The organism is Plantactinospora sp. A48 (genome assembly GCF_055793945.1).
Genome location: NZ_JBTIXF010000032.1, coordinates 16,614 through 35,482, shown reverse-complemented (window position 1 = coordinate 35,482; position 18,869 = coordinate 16,614). Strand labels below are relative to the sequence as shown.

Here is an 18,869-nt window from a genome sequence, read left to right as displayed (position 1 = left end):
CGGCCAGCCGCCCGGCGTGGGGTCAGGCGGCGCGGCCGGTCAGCCGTCCCGGCTTGGTCAGGCGGCGCGGCCGGTCAGTCGGGCGGCGAGCCACTTCAGTTGCCGGCGGACCTGTACGGCCTCCCCGCCCTCGTGCTGGTTGAACGGGTAGACGTGGATCTCCCGCTCCGGCTGGTCGGGGCGGCCGTTGCCGGCGCCGTACTGGTTGTAGGCGGCGAAACCGGTGCTGGGCGGACAGACGGTGTCGCGCAGTCCGATCCCGAAGTGCGCCGGCGCGACGGCCCGGCGGGCGAACGCGACGCCGTCCACGTAGGACAGGGTGCGCCGGACCTCCGCCTCCGCCTCCCGGTGTACGGCCAGGTACTGCGCGACCTCACCGTACGGCCCGTCGTCGGTGATCTCGATGGCCCGCTGGACGTGACACAGGAAGGGGGCCGTGCTGAGCACGGCCGCGAGGTCCGGAACGAGCCCGGCGACCGCGAGGGCGAGCCCACCACCCTGGCTGTTGCCGGCCGCCACGATCCGGCCGGGGTCGGCGCCGGGCAGTTCCCGGGCGAGGGTCACGGCCCGCACGGCGTCGGTGATCAGGCGCCGGTAGTAGTACCCGGCCGGCGTGCGGATGCCCCGGGTCACCGCCCACGGACCGTCGGCCGTGGTGCCGTGCGGGTCGGGGGTGTCGCCGGGACCGTACAGCCCGGCCTGGCCCCGCGAGTCCATCAGCAGGTGGGCGTAGCCGGCGACGGGCCAGGTGAGCCGCTCGTGCGGCAGGCCACGGCCCCGGCCGTAGCCGACGTACTCGACCACGACCGGCAGCGGTGCGTCGACCCCGGCCGGTCGGGTGTACCAGGCCCGGACGGGATCGTCGCCGAAGCCCGCGAAGGTGACGTCCCAGGTGTCGAGCAGGCGCAGGTCGGTCGGCTCGGGCCGCAGGTCGAGCAGCACCGGCCGGTCGGCGGGCCGGTGCAGGGTGGTCCGCCAGAAGGCGTCGAAGTCGTCCGGCTCGGCCACCGTCGGCGCGTAGCGGCGCAACTGGTCCAGGGGCAGGTCGAACTGTGCCATGGGTCCTCGCAGCAGGACTGGTCCGGACATCGACGACCGGCGAAGATCGAGAAGGTCCGGAAAATTTAGCACGCGCGGGGCCACCCGGCAGCAGGGTCGACGGCCGCATCGTCCGTCACCCCGGTCGGTACCAGCGGCGGAGCCTTGACACCGGCCGTCGCGGACTCTTAAATTGCCCGACACAGACATCGCAACTTTCACAGAAAGTTTCGAACGCTGCAATCCGGTCGGTACCGTGGGCACCACCGGCACCGCATAGGAGTTCGAGGATGAGCATCCACCCGACGGCGGAGCCGGCGCAGATAGCGCTTACTGCCGATGCCGATCCCGCCCCCGACCCCGATCCCACCCCCCGGGCTCGTTCCCGGGTTCACCGACGGAGCTGGCGGCAGGCGCTGCGACGGGACTGGCAGCTCTACTCGCTGGCCGTGCTGCCGCTGCTGTTCTTCCTGATCTTCCGGTACCTTCCGATGCTCGGGAACGTGATCGCGTTCCGGCGCTACCGGCCCGGCGGCAGCATCTTCGGCGAACGCTGGGTCGGCCTGCGGTACCTGCGGCTGTTCCTGACCGACCCGACCTTCTGGGACGTCTTCACCAACACCGTGGTGCTGGGCGCGCTGACCCTGCTGTTCTGCTTCCCGCTGCCCATCGTGCTGGCCCTGCTGCTCAACGAGGTCCGCAGCCGGACGCTCAAGCGGTTCGTCCAGTCCGTGTCGTACCTGCCGCACTTCCTGTCCATCGTGGTGGTCTCCGCCATCGTCATGCAGTTGCTCTCGGTCGACGGCACGGTCAACCAGATGGTCACCGCGCTCGGCGGCGAGCCGATCCGCTTCCTCCAGCAGGCCGGCTGGTTCCGCAGCATCTACGTCTCCTCCGAGGTCTGGCAGACGGTCGGCTGGGGCACCATCCTCTACCTCGCGGCGCTCACCACCATCGACGAGAACCTGTACGAGGCGGCCCGGATCGACGGCGCGAACCGGTGGCGGCAGACCTGGCACGTGACGCTGCCGGGCATCCGGCCCACGATGATGACGCTGCTGATCCTCAACATCGGCACCTTCATGGTGGTCGGGTTCGAGAAGATCCTGCTGCTGTACAACCCGCTGACGTATCCCACCGCCGATGTGATCTCGACGTACCTGTACCGGATCGGCATCGTCTCCGGAAACCTCAGCTACGCGGCCGCGATCGGGCTGTTCGAGTCGGTGATCGGGCTGACCCTGGTGCTCTCGGCGAACGCCATCTCCCGCCGCACGGTGGGGACGAGCCTGTGGTGACCGCCGCGGCGACCGGCACGGTCGAACCGACCGGCGACGTACCGGGCGGCACGGACCTCGACCGGCCCCGCCGACGCGGCCAGCGGCCCAGCCGGGGGTACCGGGTCTTCCAGGTCGTCAACGGGATCGTCCTGACCGCGGTCGTGGTGGTGACCCTGTATCCGTTCCTCAACATCGTGGCCCGCTCGCTGAGCGCCAACAAGTACATCATCACCGGCAGGGTGAACCTGGTCCCGCGCGGCTTCAACCTCACCGCGTACAAGGTCGTGATGGACGATCCGACGTTCTGGATCAACTACCGCAACACCGTGGTGTACACGGTGGTCTCCACGATCATCTCGGTGTCGCTGACCATCTGCTACGCGTACGTGCTGTCCAAGCGGCACCTCAAGGGCCGGGTCGCGCTGGTCGGGTTCGCGGTGTTCACCATGTTCTTCACCGGCGGCCTGATCCCGAACTACGTCCTGGTCACCGGCCTGGGCCTGAAGAACACCATCTGGGCCATCGCGCTACCCAACGCGATAAACGTGTTCAACCTGCTGGTGATGAAGGCGTTCTTCGAGAGCCTGCCCGGCGAGTTGGAGGAGGCCGCCGCCGTCGACGGGCTCAACACGTACGGGACGCTGCTGCGGATCGTGCTGCCGCTGTCCAAGGCGATGGTGGCCACCATGGTGCTGTTCTACGCCGTCTCGTTCTGGAACTCCTGGTTCGCCGCCTTCCTCTACATGGACCGCCAGGACCTGCTGCCGGTGACGGTGTACCTGCGCAACCTGATCGCCGGGGCGACCGACGCGACCTCCACGGTCGGCGGCGTGAACGGCGCCAACGACATCACCCAGTCCGCCGCCACCATCCAGTCCGTCACCATCGTGCTCACCGTCCTGCCCATCCTCGTGGTCTACCCCTTCATCCAGCGTTACTTCGTCCGCGGCGTGATGTTGGGCGCCGTCAAGGGCTGACCGTCCCACCGGTCCCCGGCACGGCAGCGTCGCCCCCGGTCACTCTCGCCCCTCGAAAGGAACCCTCATGGTCCAGATATCCCGGCGCCAGGTGCTGTTCGCCACCGGGGCGGCGGCCGTCGCCGCCCTCACCGGTTGCGGTGACGGCGACGACGACAAGGCGGACACCTCGAAGAACCGCACCGGCGCCATGGACAACTACAGCGCCGGGAGCCAGTTCAAGGCGACCGAGCCGGTGTCCTTCTCGATCCTCTACAACAACCACCCGAACTACCCGCTGAAGAACGACTGGCTGTTCTGGTCTGAGCTGACCAAGCGGACCAACGTCACCCTGCAACCGGTGGCCGTACCGCTGAGCGACTACAACCAGAAGCGCAGCGTGCTGATCGGCGCGGGCGACGCCCCGGCCATCATCCCCAAGACGTACCACCCGGACGAGAACGGCTACGTCTCCTCGGGCGCGATCCTGCCGGTCAGTGACTACCTCGACCTGATGCCCAACCTGAAGGCCAAGATCGAGAAGTGGGGCCTCCAGCCGGAGATCGACAGCCTCCGGCAGGCGGACGGCAAGTTCTACCTGCTGCCCGGTCTGCACGAGAAGCCCTGGCAGGACTACACCCTCGAGGTCCGCACGGACATCCTCGAACAGCTCAACATCAAGTCCCCGGAGACCTGGGACGACGTCTACACGATGCTCAAGACGATGAAGTCGGCACACCCCGACGTCTACCCGTTCTCGGACCGGTGGAGCCAGCCCAACCCCGGCGGCAACCTGCTGAACATCCTCGCCCTGGCGCACGGGCTGGAGGGCGCGGGCTGGAACTTCCACCACACGAGCTGGGACGCCAGCGCCGGCAAGTTCACCTACACCTGCGCCACCGACAAGTACCGGCAGGTCCTCACGTACCTGAACAAGCTGGTGACCGAGAAGCTGCTCGACCCGGAGAGCTTCACCCAGACCGACGACCAGGCGCGGCAGAAGCTCGCCAGCGGCAAGTCCTTCGTGATCAGCGGCAACGCGCAGACCCTGGTCAACGACTACCGGCCGGACCTGAAGAAGACCCTCCCGAACGCCCGGATGGCGAAGATCCTGTTCCCGGTGGGCCCGGCCGGACAGATCAACCCGGCGCCCCGGCTGGAAAACGGCATCATGATCTCCAGCAAGGCCAAGGACAGCAAGAACTTCGTGGCCATGATGCAGTTCATCGACTGGCTGTGGTACTCCGAGGCGGGCGAGGAGTTCGCCAAGTGGGGCGTCGAGGGCACCACGTTCACCAAGGACGCCTCCGGCAAGCGCCAGCTCGCCCCCGACGTGGACGTCATCGGGCTGAACCCCAAGGGCACCAAGCACCTGCAGAAGGACTTCGGCTTCTACAACGGCGTCTTCGCCTACGGCGGCAACCTGGAACTGGTCCAGTCGTTCTTCTCCCCCGAGGAGATGGAGTTCCAGAAGGTCATGAACGCCCGGCCGCCCGTCGCGGTACCGCCGCCGGCGCCGCTCACCGACGAGGAACGCGAGCAGGTGACCCTCTGGGAGACCGGGCTCAAGGACTACGTCACCCAGATGACGCTGAAGTTCGTCCTCGGCCAGCGACCGCTCAGCGAGTGGGACGCCTACCTCACCGAGTTGAAGGGCAAGAACATGGACCAGTACCTCGACGTGGTGAACAAGGCACACGAGCGGTACCAGAAGGAACACGGCTGACCGTCCGGTGAGCGAACACATCCGGGTTTCCGCGGAGGCGATCGGCCGGCTGCCCGACGCATGGCGCACCTGCGTCGGCACCGGCCGGTTCGACCTGGCGCTCCGGCGGGACTATCAGGAATCGTTGGCGCTGGTCCAGCGGGAGATCGGCTTCCGGTACATCCGCGGCCACGGGCTGCTGAGCGACGGCGTCGGCGTCCACCAGCCGTACGAGCACGGGGGGTCGCGCCGGGTCCGGCACTCGTTCACGTACCTCGACCAGGTGGTGGACGCCTACCTCGGCCTGGGCATCCGGCCGTTCGTGGAGCTGGGCTTCATGCCGTCCGGGCTCGCCTCGGGCGACCAGACGGTGTTCTGGTGGCGCGGCAACATCACCCCGCCCAGCTCCTGGTCGGAGTGGGCCGACCTGGTCCGGGGCACGGTGGCGCACCTGGTCGACCGGTACGGCCTGGACGAGGTGCGCCAGTGGCCGATCGAGGTGTGGAACGAGCCCGACCTGGACTTCTTCTGGAAGGACGCGGACCAGGCCGGCTACCACCGGCTGTACGAGGTGACGGCGACCGCGATCAAGGAGGTGGACGCCGGGTTGCAGGTCGGCGGCCCGGCCGTCTCCCCCGGCGGTCCGGAGTGGATCCGGCCGTTCGCCGAGTTCGTCACCGAACGTTCGGTACCGGTCGACTTCATCAGCCGGCACGCGTACACCTCCGGCCCGGCCCGGCACGTACCGTTCGGCACCCGGCAGACGCTGGAGCCGGCCGACCGGCTGCTGGAGCAGTTCGCCCAGCCCCGGCGGGTGCTGGCCGGCACCCCGCTGGCCGACCTGCCGGTACACATCACCGAGTTCAACTCGTCGTACCGGCCGGACAACCCGGTCCACGACACCGCCTTCAACGCGGCCTACCTGGCCCCGGTGCTGGTCGGCGGCGGGGACCTGGTCGACTCGTTCTCCTACTGGACCTTCTGCGACGTGTTCGAGGAGGTGGGCATCCCGACCACGCTGCTGCACGGCGGGTTCGGTCTGCTCACCCACCGGCAGATCAAGAAACCGACGTACCACCTGTACGCCTTCATGGCCCGGCTCGGCGACCAGATCCTGGCGCGCGGGCCGGACCACCTGGTGACCCGGGACGACACCGGTCGGGTCGCCGTGCTGGCCTGGGCGCCGGTGGACGTCACCGGCCACAACCCGGTGCCCGATCGGCACACCCTGGCACTGTCGATCCCGGTCGCCGGCCCCGGCGCCGACCCGTCCCCGGGATCACCGCCGGCCACCGGCCCGATCCCGGGATCAGCGTCGGCCACCGGCACCGGTCCGGCGTCCGTTTATGTCCGGCGCTCCTCGGTCAGCGAGGAGTACGGCAACGTCTGGGCCGCCTGGTCCGAGTTGGGCCAGCCGGCCTCCCCGCGGGACTGGCAGCTCGACGCCCTGCGGGAGGCGGCCGAGCCGGCCCACCGGCACCACGCCCTGCCGGTCGTGGCCGGTCGGGTCGACCTGGACCTCACCCTGGGCCGCCACGAGGTGACCCTGGTGGAGGTCACCCCCGTCGTCGACGAGACCCCGCCGTGGTGGGACGGGACCAACGGACCCGAAAAGGAACCAGGATGAGCGCGGGGGCCTGGCACCGGTTCGGGACCGGACCGCTGTCCCAGGCCGCCGCGCGGATCTACACCCTGCTCGTGGTGGAGGCGCTGCTCCTGCTCACCACCCTGCCGGGCCTGGTCCCGCTGTTCCTGCTCGACCGGGACGCCAGCAACCTGCCGCTGGTCGCGGCCTGCGCCGTACCACTCGGTCCGGCCCTGTCGGCCGGCCTGTCCACGCTGCACCACCAGCGCCTGGACCTGACCGACCTGCGGCCGGCGGCGCTGTTCTGGCGGTCCTGGCGCCGCGACCTGCTGCCGATCCTGCGGATCTGGATCCCGCTGCTGCTGTGGCTGACCATCGTGGCGGTGAACCTCGCCCACCTGGACGCCGCGGGCGTACCCGGGTGGTGGGTGGTGCCGCTGCTGCTGGTGGCCGTGGTCGTGACGCTCGGCGGCGTCAACGCCCTGGTGATCACCTCGCTGTTCACCTTCCGGGTCCGGGACACCGCCCGGCTGGCGCTGCACTTCCTGGTGCGGACCCCGCAGGTGCCCCTGGGTGCCGCCCTGCTGCTGGCGGCGGCGGTCGCGGTCGCCGTGGTCGCCACCGAGGCCGTGGTCGCGCTGTTCGCGGCCGTGTTCGTGCTGGGCCTGCTGCGGGCCAGCGGACCGATGATCGACCGAATCCGACGGGAGTTCGTGGCGTGACCGGGAAGGTGCCGTTCGGTGGCGACTACAACCCGGAGCAGTGGCCCGAGGAGGTGTGGAAGCAGGATTACCGGCTCTTCGACGCCGCCCGGATCGACACCGTGACGCTCGGGGTCTTCGACTGGGCGCTCACCCAGCCGGCTGAGCACGTCTACGACTTCACGCTGCTGGACCGGATCGTCGAGCGGGCCACCGCGGAGGGCCGGTCGATCTGCCTGGCCACCGGCACCGGCGCCCACCCGGCCTGGCTGGCCAGGGCGTACCCGGAAGTGACCCGGACCGACTTCGACGGTCGCCGGCACCGGTTCGGGCAGCGGCACAACTCCTGCCCCAGTTCCCCGGTCTTCCGCCGGCTGTCCGCCGAACTGGCCCGCCGGGTCGCCAGACGCTACGCGGACAACCCGGCGGTGGTGGCCTGGCACGTCGGCAACGAGTACGGCGGGGCGTGCTACTGCGAACTGTGCGCGACGGGATTCCGGAACTGGCTGCGGGACCGCTACGGCACGCTCGACGCGCTCAACGCGGCCTGGTACACGACCTTCTGGTCGCACACCCTCACCGACTGGGACGAGATCGAGCCGCCGTCGGCGCTCACCGAGCACTGGCGCGGCCCCGACCACACCGCCTTCCAGGGCATCACCCTGGACTACCTGCGGTTCATGTCGGACGCCATGCTCACCAACTTCCGGGACGAGAAGGCGGCCATCCGCGAGTCCAGCCCGGACGTGCCGGTGACCACGAACTTCATGGGGATGTACCGGCCGATCGACTACCACCGGTGGGCCCCGCACCTGGACCTCGCCTCCTGGGACAACTACCCGCCGGACGACACGTCGGCCGCCCGGATGGCGCTGACCCACGACCTGATCCGCGGGCTTCGGGACGGCCAGCCGTTCTGGCTGATGGAGCAGACCCCGAGCTACACCGCGTCCCGGGACGTCAACCCGCTCAAACGGCCCGGGCTGCTCCGGCTGTGGAGCTGGCAGGCGGTGGCGCACGGCGCCGACGCCGTACTGTTCTTCCAGCTCCGGGCCTCCCGGGGCGCGTGCGAGAAGTACCACGGCGCGGTCATCGGGCACGCCGGCCGGTCGGACACCCGGGTGTTCCGCGAGGTCGCGGAGTTGGGCGCCGAACTCGACCGGCTGGGCGGGGCGACGCTGGGCGCTCGCACCCCGGCCCGGGTCGCCCTGCTGTTCGACTGGGACAGCTGGTGGGCGCTGGAGATCTCCGACGGCCCGTCCCGGCTGGTCCGCTACCAGGACGTGCTGCTGACGTACCACCGGGCGCTCTGGGACGCGGGCGTCGACCTCGACGTGGTCCCGGTGACCGCGGACCTTTCCCGGTACGACGTGGTGGTGGCCCCGGTGCTGCACATGATCAAGGACGACCTGCCGGACCGACTCACCGAGGTGGCCGCCCGGGGCGGCTCGGTGGTGACGACGTTCCTGTCCGGCCGGGTCGACGAGCACGACCAGGCGTTCCTGACGGACGTACCCGGTCCACTCGGGCCGCTCATGGGGATCCGGGTCGACGAGTGGGACGCCCGGGGACCCGAGGTGGTGAACCCGGTCCGGCTGCGGTGCGGCGACGACACCATCGAGGTCGAATCGCGGCTGCTGTTCGAGCTGGTCATCCCGCAGGGCGCCGAGGTGGTCGGCGAATACCGGGCCGACTTCTACGCCGGCACTCCCGCCGTCACCCGTAACACCTACGGCGCGGGCCACGGCTGGTACGTCGCCGCCGGGCTGGACCAGCCGGGCGTTTCCTGGGTGTTGCGCCGGGTGCTGGACCGGTACGACCTGTGCGGACCGTACCCGGAGGTGCCGGACCTGGAGACCACGGTCCGGGTGGCCGGGGACGGGACCCGGCTGCTGTTCCTGCTCAACCACCGCGCCGAACCGGTCGAGGTGCCGGCCACGGTCGACGCGGTGGACCTGCTCACCGGTGACCGGCTGGCGGAGGGCCGGCCGGTCCGACTACCCGAACGGGGGGTGCGGGTGCTGCGCCTCGACGCCGAGCCGACCATGGTGGGTGCCCGGTGACCGGCCCGGAGCCGGCCGGCTGGCATCCGGCGTGGCTGCCACCCGAGGCGTTCCGCGCGCTCGGGTCGCGCCGCACCGAGGTGTACGGGACCGGGACGCTCGTCGACACGGTCCGCCACGAGGTGGCCGAGGCACAGGCCCGGTACGGCGGCGCCGGCCGGCCCGAGGTGGACCTGGTGCTCGCGCTGACCTCCGCCGGACCGCTGCCCGACCCGGCCGCGCGGGTGCTGGCCGGGTACGCCGGAACCGAACCGGCACTCGGCGACGAGGGCTTCCTGCTGGCCCACCCGGACGGTCGCACGGTGCTGCTGGCCGACCAGCCCGGCGGGCTGCTCTACGGCCTGTTCCACCTGGTCCGGCTCGGCGAGGCGGCGTTCGAGCCGGGGTTTGGCGGAGGCGAGCACCGCCCTGCTCCCACCGGAGCGCAGCCGGAGCCGGGGTTTGGCGGAGGCGAGCACCGCCCTGCTGTCAGCCGGCGGATGCTGGACCACTGGGACAACGTCGAGGTCCACCCGGTGATGGGCCAGGTCGAGCGCGGGTACGCCGGTGGGTCGATCTTCTGGCGGGACGGCGCACCACGGCGCGAGTTCGACCGGGTCCGCGCCTACGGGCGACTGTTGGCCTCCTGCGGCGTCAACGCGATCTCGGTGAACAACGTGAACGTGCACGCCACCGAGGCGCTGCTGCTGACCGACCGGCTCGGTGACGTCGCCGACCTCGCCGACGTGCTGCGGCCGTACGGGGTCCGGGTCCATCTGTCGGTCAGCTTCGCCGCTCCGATGCAACTGGGTGGCCTGCCCACCGCCGATCCGCTCGACGAGCGGGTACGCGGGTGGTGGGCCGAGGCCACCCGCCGGGTCTACGAGCGGATCCCCGACTTCGGTGGGTACGTGGTGAAGGCCGACTCGGAGGGCCAGCCGGGACCGTTCGCCTACGGCCGGGATCACGCCGACGGCGCCAACCTGCTGGCTGACGCCCTGGCGCCGTTCGGTGGCGTGGTCCACTGGCGGGCCTTCGTCTACAACCACCGGCAGGACTGGCGGGACCGGTCCACCGACCGGGCCCGCGCCGCGTTCGACCACTTCGCCCCGCTGGACGGCCGGTTCCGGGACAACGTGATCGTGCAGGTGAAGCACGGCCCGATCGACTTCCAGCCACGCGAACCCGTGTCTCCGGTCATCGCGGCCATGCCGCGTACCCGGCTGGCCGTTGAGTTGCAGGTCACCCAGGAGTACACGGGCCAGCAGCAGCACGTGTGCTACCTCGGCCCGTACTGGAGTGAACTGCTGCGGTTCGGGCCCTGGGGGCCCGGCGCGGCCAGCGTCGCCGACGTGATCGCCGGATCAACCGGAGCAACCGGGCCGGCCGGGTCCGCCGAGCCGGCCGGGCCGGCGACGGACAACGGTGGCGGCGGTGACCGACCGGTGGGCGGTGGCGGCGGTGACCGGCCGGTGGGCGGTGGCGGTCTGGTCGCGGTGTCCAATGTGGGAAACGACCCCTTCTGGACCGGACATCCGCTGGCCCAGGCCAACCTGTACGCCTTCGGCCGGCTCGCCTGGGACCCCTGGCTGGATCCGACGGCCGTCCTCGACGAGTGGATCGGCCTGACCTTCGAGCCGCCGACCACCGGAGCGCCGACCACCGGAGCGCCGACCACCGAGCCGGCAACCACCGAGCCGCCAGTCACCGAGCCGGCAACCATCGAGCCGTCGAGCACCGGGGCGTCGACCGCCGCCGATCCGGAACTGGTCAGCCGGACGTTGCACGAGGTGATGGACGGCTCCTGGCGGACCTACGAGCGGTACACGGCGCCGCTGGGGGTCGGCTTCATGGTCAACCCTGCCGCTCACCACTACGGCCCGGCCGTGGACGGCTACGAGTACAGCCAGTGGGGCACCTACCACTTCGCCGACCGCGACGGGATCGGGGTGGACCGGACCCGCGCCACCGGTACCGGGTTCACCGGCCAGTATCCGTCACCGTGGTCCAAGACGTACGAGTCGCTGGACGAGTGCCCCGACGAGCTGTTGCTGTTCTTCCACCACGTGCCCTACGGGCATGTCCTGCACAGCGGAACCACCGTGATCCAACACATCTACGACACCCACTTCGCCGGGTTCGCGGAGGTGACCGACATGCGGATCCGGTGGCGGCGGCTGGCCGGCCTGATCGACCCTGCCGTGTACGAACGGGTCAGCGAGCGGCTCGACGAACAGTTGCGGTGCGCGCGGGAGTGGCGCGACCAGATCAACGCCTACTTCTTCCGCAAGTCCGGCGTACCCGACGCCCAAAACCGACCCATCCCCTGACCCCCCTCCCCCCGGGTTGACCCGGTTGACCCCGGGTTGATCATGAAGTTAACCGGCCCTTTGGAGATCAAATAGCCAGCTAACTTCATGATCAACCCCCGAGAGAGGGGGGAGGAGGGGGATGGTGGTCTAGTTTGTGGGTCTGATCAGTGGGGCGTCGCGGGACAACAGGTGGAATCCGAGGCTGTAGTAGAGGCCGCGCGCTGCGGGATGTCCCGGGGCGCCCAGACAGACGACTGTCGCGTGCCGGGCCCCGGCCTGCCGTGCCAGCTCCATCCCGTGCAGCAGCATCGCCCTGCCCAGGCCCAGCCGCCGGTGGTCGGGGTGCGTCCCGACCGGCTCGAACTCGACGGTCCGGTTCACCTCGTCGAACCACATGATCGTCGAGGCCGCCATCGTCCCGTCCGGCGCCTCGACCAGGACGTGCAGGTCTCCCCGGTACGGCGGGGTCCGCCGGACGCCCTCGTAGCCCTCGGCCGAGTAGGTCGACCGTGGCCAGGCGTCCACGTGGGCCTGCACCACGGCCCGGGGGTCGACCTCGTCGGCGGTGCGGAAACGGAACCCGTCCGGTAGCACCGGCCGTTCCACCCGGTCGAGGTCCCGCTCGTTGAGCTGGGTCCAGGAGCCGGTGTCGCCGAGGGACGCCGGATCGGTCACATAGCCGTGCGCCGCCCAGCGCACCAGGGCGAACTCGTCCGCGGCGCTCGGCATCACCGCGCGCTCGACGCCGGCCGCCACCCCGTCGTACCAGTCGATCACCTCGTCCATCAGGTCGTTCCGGTCGGGATCGACCTGATAGATCAGAGAGGCGCCCGTGACCTCCTTCACCGACCCGTCGCTGCGCCGCTTCTGATGCGGCAACTCGGCCCAGCCCCAGGCGACCAGCTCACCGCCGGAGAACCACAGCCGGCGCAGCCAGCTCCCACCGATGGACGCGTGTCCCCTGCCCCAGATCCAGGCCAGCTCGCCCAGCGACGCGCCGCTGGTCAGCAGGTCGGGGCGGACGGCCGTGACCCGCTGCGCCATGCCCTGCATGAGTCGTACGTCCGTTGCGGTCAGGAGATCGCCGTCGCTCATGGCCGGCACTGTGCCAGCCCCCGCGCCGGGCTGTCGAACCAATTTCGGCACCGGCCGACTGACGGTCACCGCAGGCCAGGCGGTCACGGCCGGCCGGCGACGGCGGAGCAGGACCGGGTACGACCGGCTAGGCGGTCACGGCCGGCCGGCGACGGCGGAGCAGGACCGGGTACGGCCGGCCAGCGGGCCGGAGCCGCCGCGCCGACCGGATCCGGCCCGTCCGTAGCCGCGGACGACGACCGCCGGTCCACCGCACGACGGTTTCGCTCGGGCCGGACGGCACCTGCGGCACCCGGCCCGCCTCGGAACGGCCGAAGCCGAGCAGGTGGAAGGCCAGCGGTCGGGCGTCGGCCGGCGCCGGGGTGGCTGGATCGAACCCGATCCGGTGTACCCGACGGCCGGGCGCGGATCCCAGCAACGTACCGCCGGCCAGGGTGACCGCGGGCTGCGGGTGCGGCACGTCGCCGGCCAGGAGCGGTCCGCCGTCACGCAGGTCGACGCGCAGTCCGGTGGGACGGCCGGCGCGGACCTGGTCGGGCCGGCCGGCCGGCGCCGGACCCCAGCCGGGCCGGGCGGCGGGCGCCACCTGCCGGAACCCGCGTGGCAGCGGCGCGCGGGCCACGCCATCCATCCGGAGCAGTTCGGCGCGTACCTCGTCGAGCAGGTCGACCAGGTGCATGCCGAGGGCCCGGCAGATCGCGCCCAACACCTCCGACGAGGGTTCCTTGCGCCCGCGTTCCAGCTCCGACAGGTACGGCAGGGAAACCCCCGCGGCCCGGGAGACGTCCCGCAGCGTACGGCCCTGGCGTAGCCGGACCCGGCGCAGCACCGCCCCGATCAACCGCCGCAGCAGCGGCCCCGGCGGAACGGAGGGCTCACCCCGGGTGGGCGTCGGCGTGCTCATGCCGCCAGCCTAACCGCCCGACGGCGCGACGGTGTGCCGCCGGACCAGCGCCGCCGCCGCGTCGATCCGACCCCGTTCGGCCGCCGACATGTTGACGTCGTTCCGCCGGAACTCCGTCGCCCGATCCAGTTGGGCGTCCGGCCGGCGCGCCGAAGCGGCCAGGAAGGCCGCCAGCAGTTCCTCGGCCAACGCCGCCACCTCCGGGCCGCCGGCCGGCACCAGCGAACCGGTGTGGTCCACCCCCACCTCGGCCAGGATCATCGCGCTGACCGCCACGTCGAACTCGGGCCGACCCTCCCGGGAGTTACGCCAGTCGATCAGCACCGGGCCGTGCGGATCCAGCACGACGTTGTCCGGGTGCAGGTCCAGGTGCAGGATCCGGTCCGCCGGGTCGGTCGACCGCATCGGCGGTACGGCGTGCAACGCGGACTGCACCTCGGCCAGGATCCGGGCCGCCGCCACCGGGGTGAGGGCCCCGGCGAGCAGCGCCCGCAGCATGGTCGGCCCGCTCAGCCGTTCCAGCACCAGGTCGGGACCGTCTGCGGCGTACACCCGTGGGACCGGCAGGCCGCGCTCGGCGAGGTACACCATCACCTCGGCCTCGGCGGCGACGTCCCCGCCCTCGCGGTACCGGCGCAGCACCCGGTCCGCGTCGAGCGCGAACACGTCGGCGTCCCGTCCCCTGGCCAGCAGCTCATGATCGTTCATCAGCGGCGATCGTACGCTCGTCGGCGACCGTGTCCCGGCCCGGTTGGAGATCGAACTCGGCCAGCAGCGGGTAGTGGTCGGAGGCCGTCTCGATCTCACCACCACGCAGCACCGCGCACCGCCGGGCGTGGCGGGCCAGCGCCGGGGTGACCAGCAGATAATCCAGCCGCATCCCGGAGAACTCCGCCCCGTCCACCCCGCTGGTCGGAGCGGTGTGCGGGGGTCCCGTGCCGATCGTCCGGAACAGGTCCACCAAGCCGGCGTCGCTCAGCACCGCCACGGCCCGGGTGTCGACCGCGCCGTCGGCCCGCAGGTGCCGCCTGCGGTACGCGACCCCGAGCCGGGCCAGCCGCTCGGCGTGGTCGGTCCACGGGTCCAGGGTGTTCAGGTCCCCGGCGACCAGGGCGAGCGGCGCCCCGCGTACCGCCGTGGCGAGCCAACCGGCCTCGCGCCGCCGGCGGGCCCCGGAGTACGGCTGCAGGTGCGTACCGACCACCACGAGCGGGCCGGCGGAGGTCCCGATGGTGACCCGCAGGGCCGCGTGGTGGAACGGCCGCCACACCCGCCGGGCGGTCCGGACCGGCCAGTCGGGCCGGACCAGGACGGCCACCGGCTGGCCCGGCCAGGCCCGCGCCAGGTGCGGCCGCATCCCCAGCGCCGTGGCCAGCCGGTCCAGCCGGCCGCCGCGGCCGAACCCGCGAAGTTCCTGGAGCGCCAGTACGTCCGGCGCGACCCGGGTCACCACCCGGATCACCTGGTCGAGGCGGTGTTCGTCGGTACCGTCCCGACCGCCGGTCTTGATGTTCCAGGTCATGATCCGCACCGGTGGCCGCCCTTCCGCCGCGCGTCGGGCCCGGCCGCTGAGTGGTTAACAGGGGACCCCTGCGCTACGAAAAGCGATAACAGGGGGCCCTTCCTTTCGCCCTCAGCCCGGCTGGGCGGCCTTGGCCAGTTCGTCGTCGAGTTCGTCGACCCGATCGGTGGTGATGCTCGGCTGGTTGCCCTCGGCCACGTCGGCGTTCGGCTTGACGATCCAGTAGAGCGCGCCGATCCAGAGCCCGGCCAGCAGGATGGCGCCCATGAAGTCGGTCGGGTGATGCATGCCGCGGTACATCCGCGAGGTGGCCACCCCGACCGGCATGATGATCGCCAGCGCCACGAAGATCCACCGCCACCACCGGTCGGTACGCGCCGTCACGAGCAGCGCCATCGCCGAGTAGAGGCAGATCGTCGCGGCGATGTGGCCGGACGGGAACGAGGACGTCGGCAGGTGCCCGTCCAGGTTCTCCACCGGCGGGCGGGGCCGCTGCACCACCTTGGCGCTGGTCAGGAAGAGTGTCAGCTCGCCGAACATCGCCAGCACGATGAACAGCACGGGCCGCCAGCGGCGCCACACGGCCAGCACGATCGGGCAGAACACCAGCGAGACCAGCAGGATGGCGTGGGTGTCGCCGGCCTTGCTCCACCACCAGCTGATCTCGGTCAGCGGGTCGGTACGCCGGTCGGCGAACCAGTGCGGCACCACGTCGTCGAGCCAGGCGAAGACAGTGCCCTTGGCGTGGTAGCTGACGAACATGCCGAAGGCGTACAGGGCGCCGAACACCAGCACCCAGGCGACCAGTATCTCGGCCACCGACGAGCGCGGATGATCCAGCAGGTGCTCCTCGTCCGGCGCCGGTTTGATCTCCGCTCCGGCCTCCGGTTCCAGCCCCTCGGCCAGCGGCGGCACCGGCCGGCCCCGCTCGCGGCGCCACAGCCGGAAGGCGTACGCGCTGACACCCAGCCACGCGGCGCCGAGCAGCCAACCGGCGAGGACGTCGGAGACGAAGTGGACGCCCAGCGCGATCCGGGTCAGCCCGATGAGCACGATGATCACGGCGACCAGCGCGATGGCGGGCCGGCGCCAACGCGGCCGGATGGCCGGCAGGAACACCAGCAGCAGCGCGCCGTACGCGACGAACGAGCCGAGCGAGTGGCCGCTCGGGAAGCTGTTGCCGGGCGCGTGCGCCACCGGTACGTCGACCACCGGCCGGAGCCGACCCACCATCGCCTTCAACGACGGGTCGAGGATCAGGCCGCCGACACCGGTGACGATCAGGTACACGGCCAGCCGTGGCTGCCGGCGGATCAGCAGGCCGAGCGCCGGGATGCCGACCAGCCAGATCAGCACCGGCCGGCCGCCCAGGTCGGTCACCGCCTGGAGCACCGTGACCAGCGGGTGGTGCGGCGCCACCAGCGAGTTGAACCACTCGGCCGCCTCGTGGTCGGCGTGGTAGAGCGGGCCCCAGTGGAACCGGACCAGCATGAGCAGCACCCCGAACGCCACCCCCGCACCGGCCACCACGGCCAGCCCGGCCAGGCTTCGCTCGGCGAAGTGGCCGAGCGGGCGCCGCATCCGTTCCCTGACCGTGGTCACCGTGGAACCTCCCTGTCCGTCCTGGGGAGGCGCATTACCCCATCGGCCGTCCCGGTACACCGCAGGACCCGCCGATGCGCACCACCGGTCAGAGCGCCGTCATCTCACCGGTGTCGCGGGCGTTCTCGCGTTCCGCCTCGGGTTCCCAACGGTCCGGTTGCGCCGGCTCGCGGACCCCCACCCGCAGCGCCTCGAGCTGGGCGCCGAACGCCAACCCACCGAACAGCGCCATACCGGTCAGGTTGGCCCACAATAACAACGCCATGACCCCGGTCAACTGCCCGTACGTCTCGCCGAACGAGCCGGAGAACCGGACGTACCCGGCCAGCAGCAGGCTGGACAGCCACCACAGCGCGGTGCCGATGCTGGCCCCGAACAGCAGCCAGGACAGGCCCGGCTGGTTGCGCCGGGGCGCGTGCCGGAACAGCAGTGCGACCGCGAACACGGTGAGGCCCAGGCTCAGCGGCCAGCGGACGACCGCCCAGGTCATGTTCGCGACCGCGCCCCACTCGTAGTTGCGCTGCACCGCGTCCCCGAGTTGCCGCCCGGCCACCAGGATCAGGAAGCCGACCAGCGCCGGTACGCCCGCGCAGAGCGCCAGGATCGACGCCCGCAGGTACTTCCGCAGCGCCGGCCGGTCCCGCTCGACGCCGTAGATCCGGTTGGCGCCGCGTTCGATCTGCGCCATGGTGGTGGTCAGCGCCACCAGCCCGGTGAGGAGTCCCAGCACCAGGGCCAGGTCGCCGGCGTGTTCGGGCTGGCCCTGGTTGTCCAGCAGGCTCTGCACGAGATCCGCGCTGGAGTCGGGGGTGATCGCCGCGATCGTCTCGGCGATCACCTTGCCGCCCTTGCGTACCCCGAGGTCACTGACCAGGCCGGTGATCGCGATCAGGAACGGCACCACGGCGAGGCACAGTTGCAGGGCCAGGGCCCGGGAGTGACTGAAGCCGTCGCCGTACCGGAACCGGACGAAGGCGTCCCGCAGCAGGCGCCAGCCGCCGTGCCGGCGCAGCGTGCGCCAGGCGTCGTCGGCGGTCAGTTCCTCCTGCGCCATCAGCCGGGTCTCCGGCACCATCCTGGTGCTACTCACGGCGCGCCTCCCCGACGAACTCCTCACCGCGCCGGGCGACCGCGTCCGCGTCGTACGACAGGTCGGGTGCCTCCTCGGGCCGCGGGACGCACAGCCACAGCGACTCGGGGCGGACGTTGACGTTCAGGGTGCGCCCCGGTTCGATCAGGTCACCGTCCAACTCGCGGGGCTCGGCCCGCTTGGCGGTGATCTTCACCTTCTCGCCGCACAGCACCTCCATCTGGGGCACCCGGTCCTGGCGGCGCAGCACGGCCCAGCCCATGGCGAGCCACTGCCGCAGGGTGCGCGGGGTGAGCACGGCGATGTCGAGCCGGCCGTCGTCCGGCTCGGCCTCGGTGAGCAGGCGTACCCCGCCCTGCAACCGGCCGACGTTGGCCACCAGCACCGACCTGGCCCGGCGGCGCAGCGGCGGATGGTCGTCGACCTGGATGACCACCCGCATGGGCCGGTCCCGCAGGTGCCTGGCGGCGCCCACCACGTACGCGGGCCAGCCGATCCGCTTCTTGGTGGTTTCGCTGGTGGCGTCGAGCATCTGCGCGTCGAAGCCCATCCCGGCCATCACGGTGAAATACCGGCCGTCCAGTTCGCCCACGTCGAGCCGGCGCCGGCCCCGTTCGATGGCCACCTGGAGACCGGTGGCCAGGTCGTTGGACAGGCCCAGGTTGGCGGCCAGCAGGTTGCCGGTGCCGCTGGGCAGGACGGCGAGCGTGACGTCGGTGCCGACCAGCGAGTTGACGCAGGACAGCACGGTGCCGTCGCCGCCGCAGGCGAACACCAGCTCGGCGCCGGACTCGACCGCCTGCCGGGTCTGTCCCTCGCCGGGGTCCTCCACCGTCGTCTCGAACCACATCGGTTCCGGCCAGCCGGCGGCGGCCAGCGTCTCGGTCACCGTGGTCCGCAACCCGTCGAGGTCGGCCACCTTCACCGGGTTGACCACCACGGCGGAACGGGGACCGCTCTTGTCGCCACTGTCGCCTCGGGTTTCCACGGCGCCAGTGTGCAGTACGGCAACGACCGGTGCGAGTCGACGAACGGTG

15 protein-coding genes are annotated in these 18,869 nt (G+C 71.3%); 7 read left to right on the top strand and 8 right to left on the bottom strand.

Annotated features, from left to right (window positions below; all coding sequences use genetic code 11):
* Positions 1-57: 57 nt before the first annotated feature.
* Positions 58-1,059 carry an acetylxylan esterase gene (locus ACXN5W_RS17695; RefSeq protein ID WP_473159414.1) on the bottom strand — a complete coding sequence of 334 codons (1,002 nt, stop codon included), beginning with the start codon at positions 1,057-1,059 and terminating at the stop codon, positions 58-60.
* 269 nt (positions 1,060-1,328) lie between these two features.
* Here ACXN5W_RS17695 and ACXN5W_RS17690 point away from each other — a divergent pair, with 269 nt between their 5' ends.
* From ACXN5W_RS17690 to ACXN5W_RS17660, 7 genes are all read left to right on the top strand, one after another.
* A complete protein-coding gene (locus ACXN5W_RS17690; RefSeq protein WP_473159413.1) occupies positions 1,329-2,336 on the top strand; it encodes an ABC transporter permease in 1,008 nt (335 codons plus the stop codon).
* Positions 2,333-3,295, top strand: a complete 963-nt coding sequence (locus ACXN5W_RS17685; protein ID WP_473159412.1) for a carbohydrate ABC transporter permease — start codon at positions 2,333-2,335, stop codon at positions 3,293-3,295. Before ACXN5W_RS17690 ends, ACXN5W_RS17685 begins: the two co-directional genes overlap by 4 nt.
* 67 nt (positions 3,296-3,362) lie before the next feature.
* Positions 3,363-5,000, top strand: a complete 1,638-nt coding sequence (locus ACXN5W_RS17680; RefSeq protein WP_473159411.1) for an ABC transporter substrate-binding protein — start codon at positions 3,363-3,365, stop codon at positions 4,998-5,000.
* 7 nt (positions 5,001-5,007) lie between these two features.
* Complete coding sequence (locus ACXN5W_RS17675) at positions 5,008-6,606, top strand: GH39 family glycosyl hydrolase (protein ID WP_473159410.1); 1,599 nt, start codon at positions 5,008-5,010, stop codon at positions 6,604-6,606.
* Positions 6,603-7,286 carry a hypothetical protein gene (locus tag ACXN5W_RS17670; protein WP_473159409.1) on the top strand — a complete coding sequence of 228 codons (684 nt, stop codon included), beginning with the start codon at positions 6,603-6,605 and terminating at the stop codon, positions 7,284-7,286. Before ACXN5W_RS17675 ends, ACXN5W_RS17670 begins: the two co-directional genes overlap by 4 nt.
* Complete coding sequence (locus ACXN5W_RS17665; protein ID WP_473159408.1) at positions 7,283-9,328, top strand: beta-galactosidase; 2,046 nt, start codon at positions 7,283-7,285, stop codon at positions 9,326-9,328. Before ACXN5W_RS17670 ends, ACXN5W_RS17665 begins: the two co-directional genes overlap by 4 nt.
* Positions 9,325-11,637, top strand: a complete 2,313-nt coding sequence (locus ACXN5W_RS17660) for an alpha-glucuronidase (RefSeq protein ID WP_473159407.1) — start codon at positions 9,325-9,327, stop codon at positions 11,635-11,637. Before ACXN5W_RS17665 ends, ACXN5W_RS17660 begins: the two co-directional genes overlap by 4 nt.
* A 129-nt stretch (positions 11,638-11,766) precedes the next feature.
* On the opposite strand, the gene ACXN5W_RS17655 is transcribed toward ACXN5W_RS17660, so the two are convergent.
* The 7 genes from ACXN5W_RS17655 to ACXN5W_RS17625 all read right to left on the bottom strand — a co-directional run bounded on the left by ACXN5W_RS17655 (position 11,767) and on the right by ACXN5W_RS17625 (position 18,820).
* Positions 11,767-12,714 (bottom strand): GNAT family N-acetyltransferase, encoded by a 948-nt coding sequence (locus ACXN5W_RS17655; RefSeq protein WP_473159406.1) that lies wholly within the window; start codon positions 12,712-12,714, stop codon positions 11,767-11,769.
* A 127-nt stretch (positions 12,715-12,841) separates the two neighbouring features.
* Positions 12,842-13,618 carry a helix-turn-helix domain-containing protein gene (locus tag ACXN5W_RS17650; RefSeq protein WP_473159405.1) on the bottom strand — a complete coding sequence of 259 codons (777 nt, stop codon included), beginning with the start codon at positions 13,616-13,618 and terminating at the stop codon, positions 12,842-12,844.
* A gap of 9 nt (positions 13,619-13,627) precedes the next feature.
* On the bottom strand, positions 13,628-14,326 hold the full coding sequence (locus tag ACXN5W_RS17645; protein WP_473159404.1) for a phosphotransferase: 699 nt from the start codon (positions 14,324-14,326) through the stop codon (positions 13,628-13,630).
* Complete coding sequence (locus ACXN5W_RS17640) at positions 14,313-15,140, bottom strand: endonuclease/exonuclease/phosphatase family protein (protein ID WP_473159403.1); 828 nt, start codon at positions 15,138-15,140, stop codon at positions 14,313-14,315. The genes ACXN5W_RS17645 and ACXN5W_RS17640 overlap by 14 nt, the downstream gene beginning before the upstream one ends.
* Positions 15,141-15,251: 111 nt before the next feature.
* Positions 15,252-16,721 (bottom strand): phosphatase PAP2 family protein, encoded by a 1,470-nt coding sequence (locus ACXN5W_RS17635; protein ID WP_473159440.1) that lies wholly within the window; start codon positions 16,719-16,721, stop codon positions 15,252-15,254.
* Positions 16,722-16,830: 109 nt separating this feature from the next.
* Positions 16,831-17,832 carry a YihY/virulence factor BrkB family protein gene (locus ACXN5W_RS17630; RefSeq protein ID WP_473159402.1) on the bottom strand — a complete coding sequence of 334 codons (1,002 nt, stop codon included), beginning with the start codon at positions 17,830-17,832 and terminating at the stop codon, positions 16,831-16,833.
* The gene (locus tag ACXN5W_RS17625; RefSeq protein WP_473159401.1) at positions 17,825-18,820 is read right to left on the bottom strand and encodes a diacylglycerol/lipid kinase family protein; all 996 of its coding nucleotides are present in this window, start codon (positions 18,818-18,820) and stop codon (positions 17,825-17,827) included. Before ACXN5W_RS17625 ends, ACXN5W_RS17630 begins: the two co-directional genes overlap by 8 nt.
* Positions 18,821-18,869: the final 49 nt, after the last annotated feature.

What these genes read in the sequence shown, in the direction of transcription:
- ACXN5W_RS17690 (WP_473159413.1), top strand. Translation starts at nt 1,329, where the DNA reads ATGAGCATCCACCCGACGGCGGAGCCGGCGCAGATAGCGCTTACTGCC.
- ACXN5W_RS17680 (WP_473159411.1), top strand. Translation starts at nt 3,363, where the DNA reads ATGGTCCAGATATCCCGGCGCCAGGTGCTGTTCGCCACCGGGGCGGCG.
- ACXN5W_RS17670 (WP_473159409.1), top strand. Translation starts at nt 6,603, where the DNA reads ATGAGCGCGGGGGCCTGGCACCGGTTCGGGACCGGACCGCTGTCCCAG.
- ACXN5W_RS17655 (WP_473159406.1), bottom strand. Translation starts at nt 12,714, where the DNA reads ATGAGCGACGGCGATCTCCTGACCGCAACGGACGTACGACTCATGCAG.
- ACXN5W_RS17640 (WP_473159403.1), bottom strand. Translation starts at nt 15,140, where the DNA reads ATGACCTGGAACATCAAGACCGGCGGTCGGGACGGTACCGACGAACAC.
- ACXN5W_RS17650 (WP_473159405.1), bottom strand. Translation starts at nt 13,618, where the DNA reads ATGAGCACGCCGACGCCCACCCGGGGTGAGCCCTCCGTTCCGCCGGGG.
- ACXN5W_RS17695 (WP_473159414.1), bottom strand. Translation starts at nt 1,059, where the DNA reads ATGGCACAGTTCGACCTGCCCCTGGACCAGTTGCGCCGCTACGCGCCG.
- ACXN5W_RS17635 (WP_473159440.1), bottom strand. Translation starts at nt 16,721, where the DNA reads ATGCGGCGCCCGCTCGGCCACTTCGCCGAGCGAAGCCTGGCCGGGCTG.
- ACXN5W_RS17645 (WP_473159404.1), bottom strand. Translation starts at nt 14,326, where the DNA reads ATGAACGATCATGAGCTGCTGGCCAGGGGACGGGACGCCGACGTGTTC.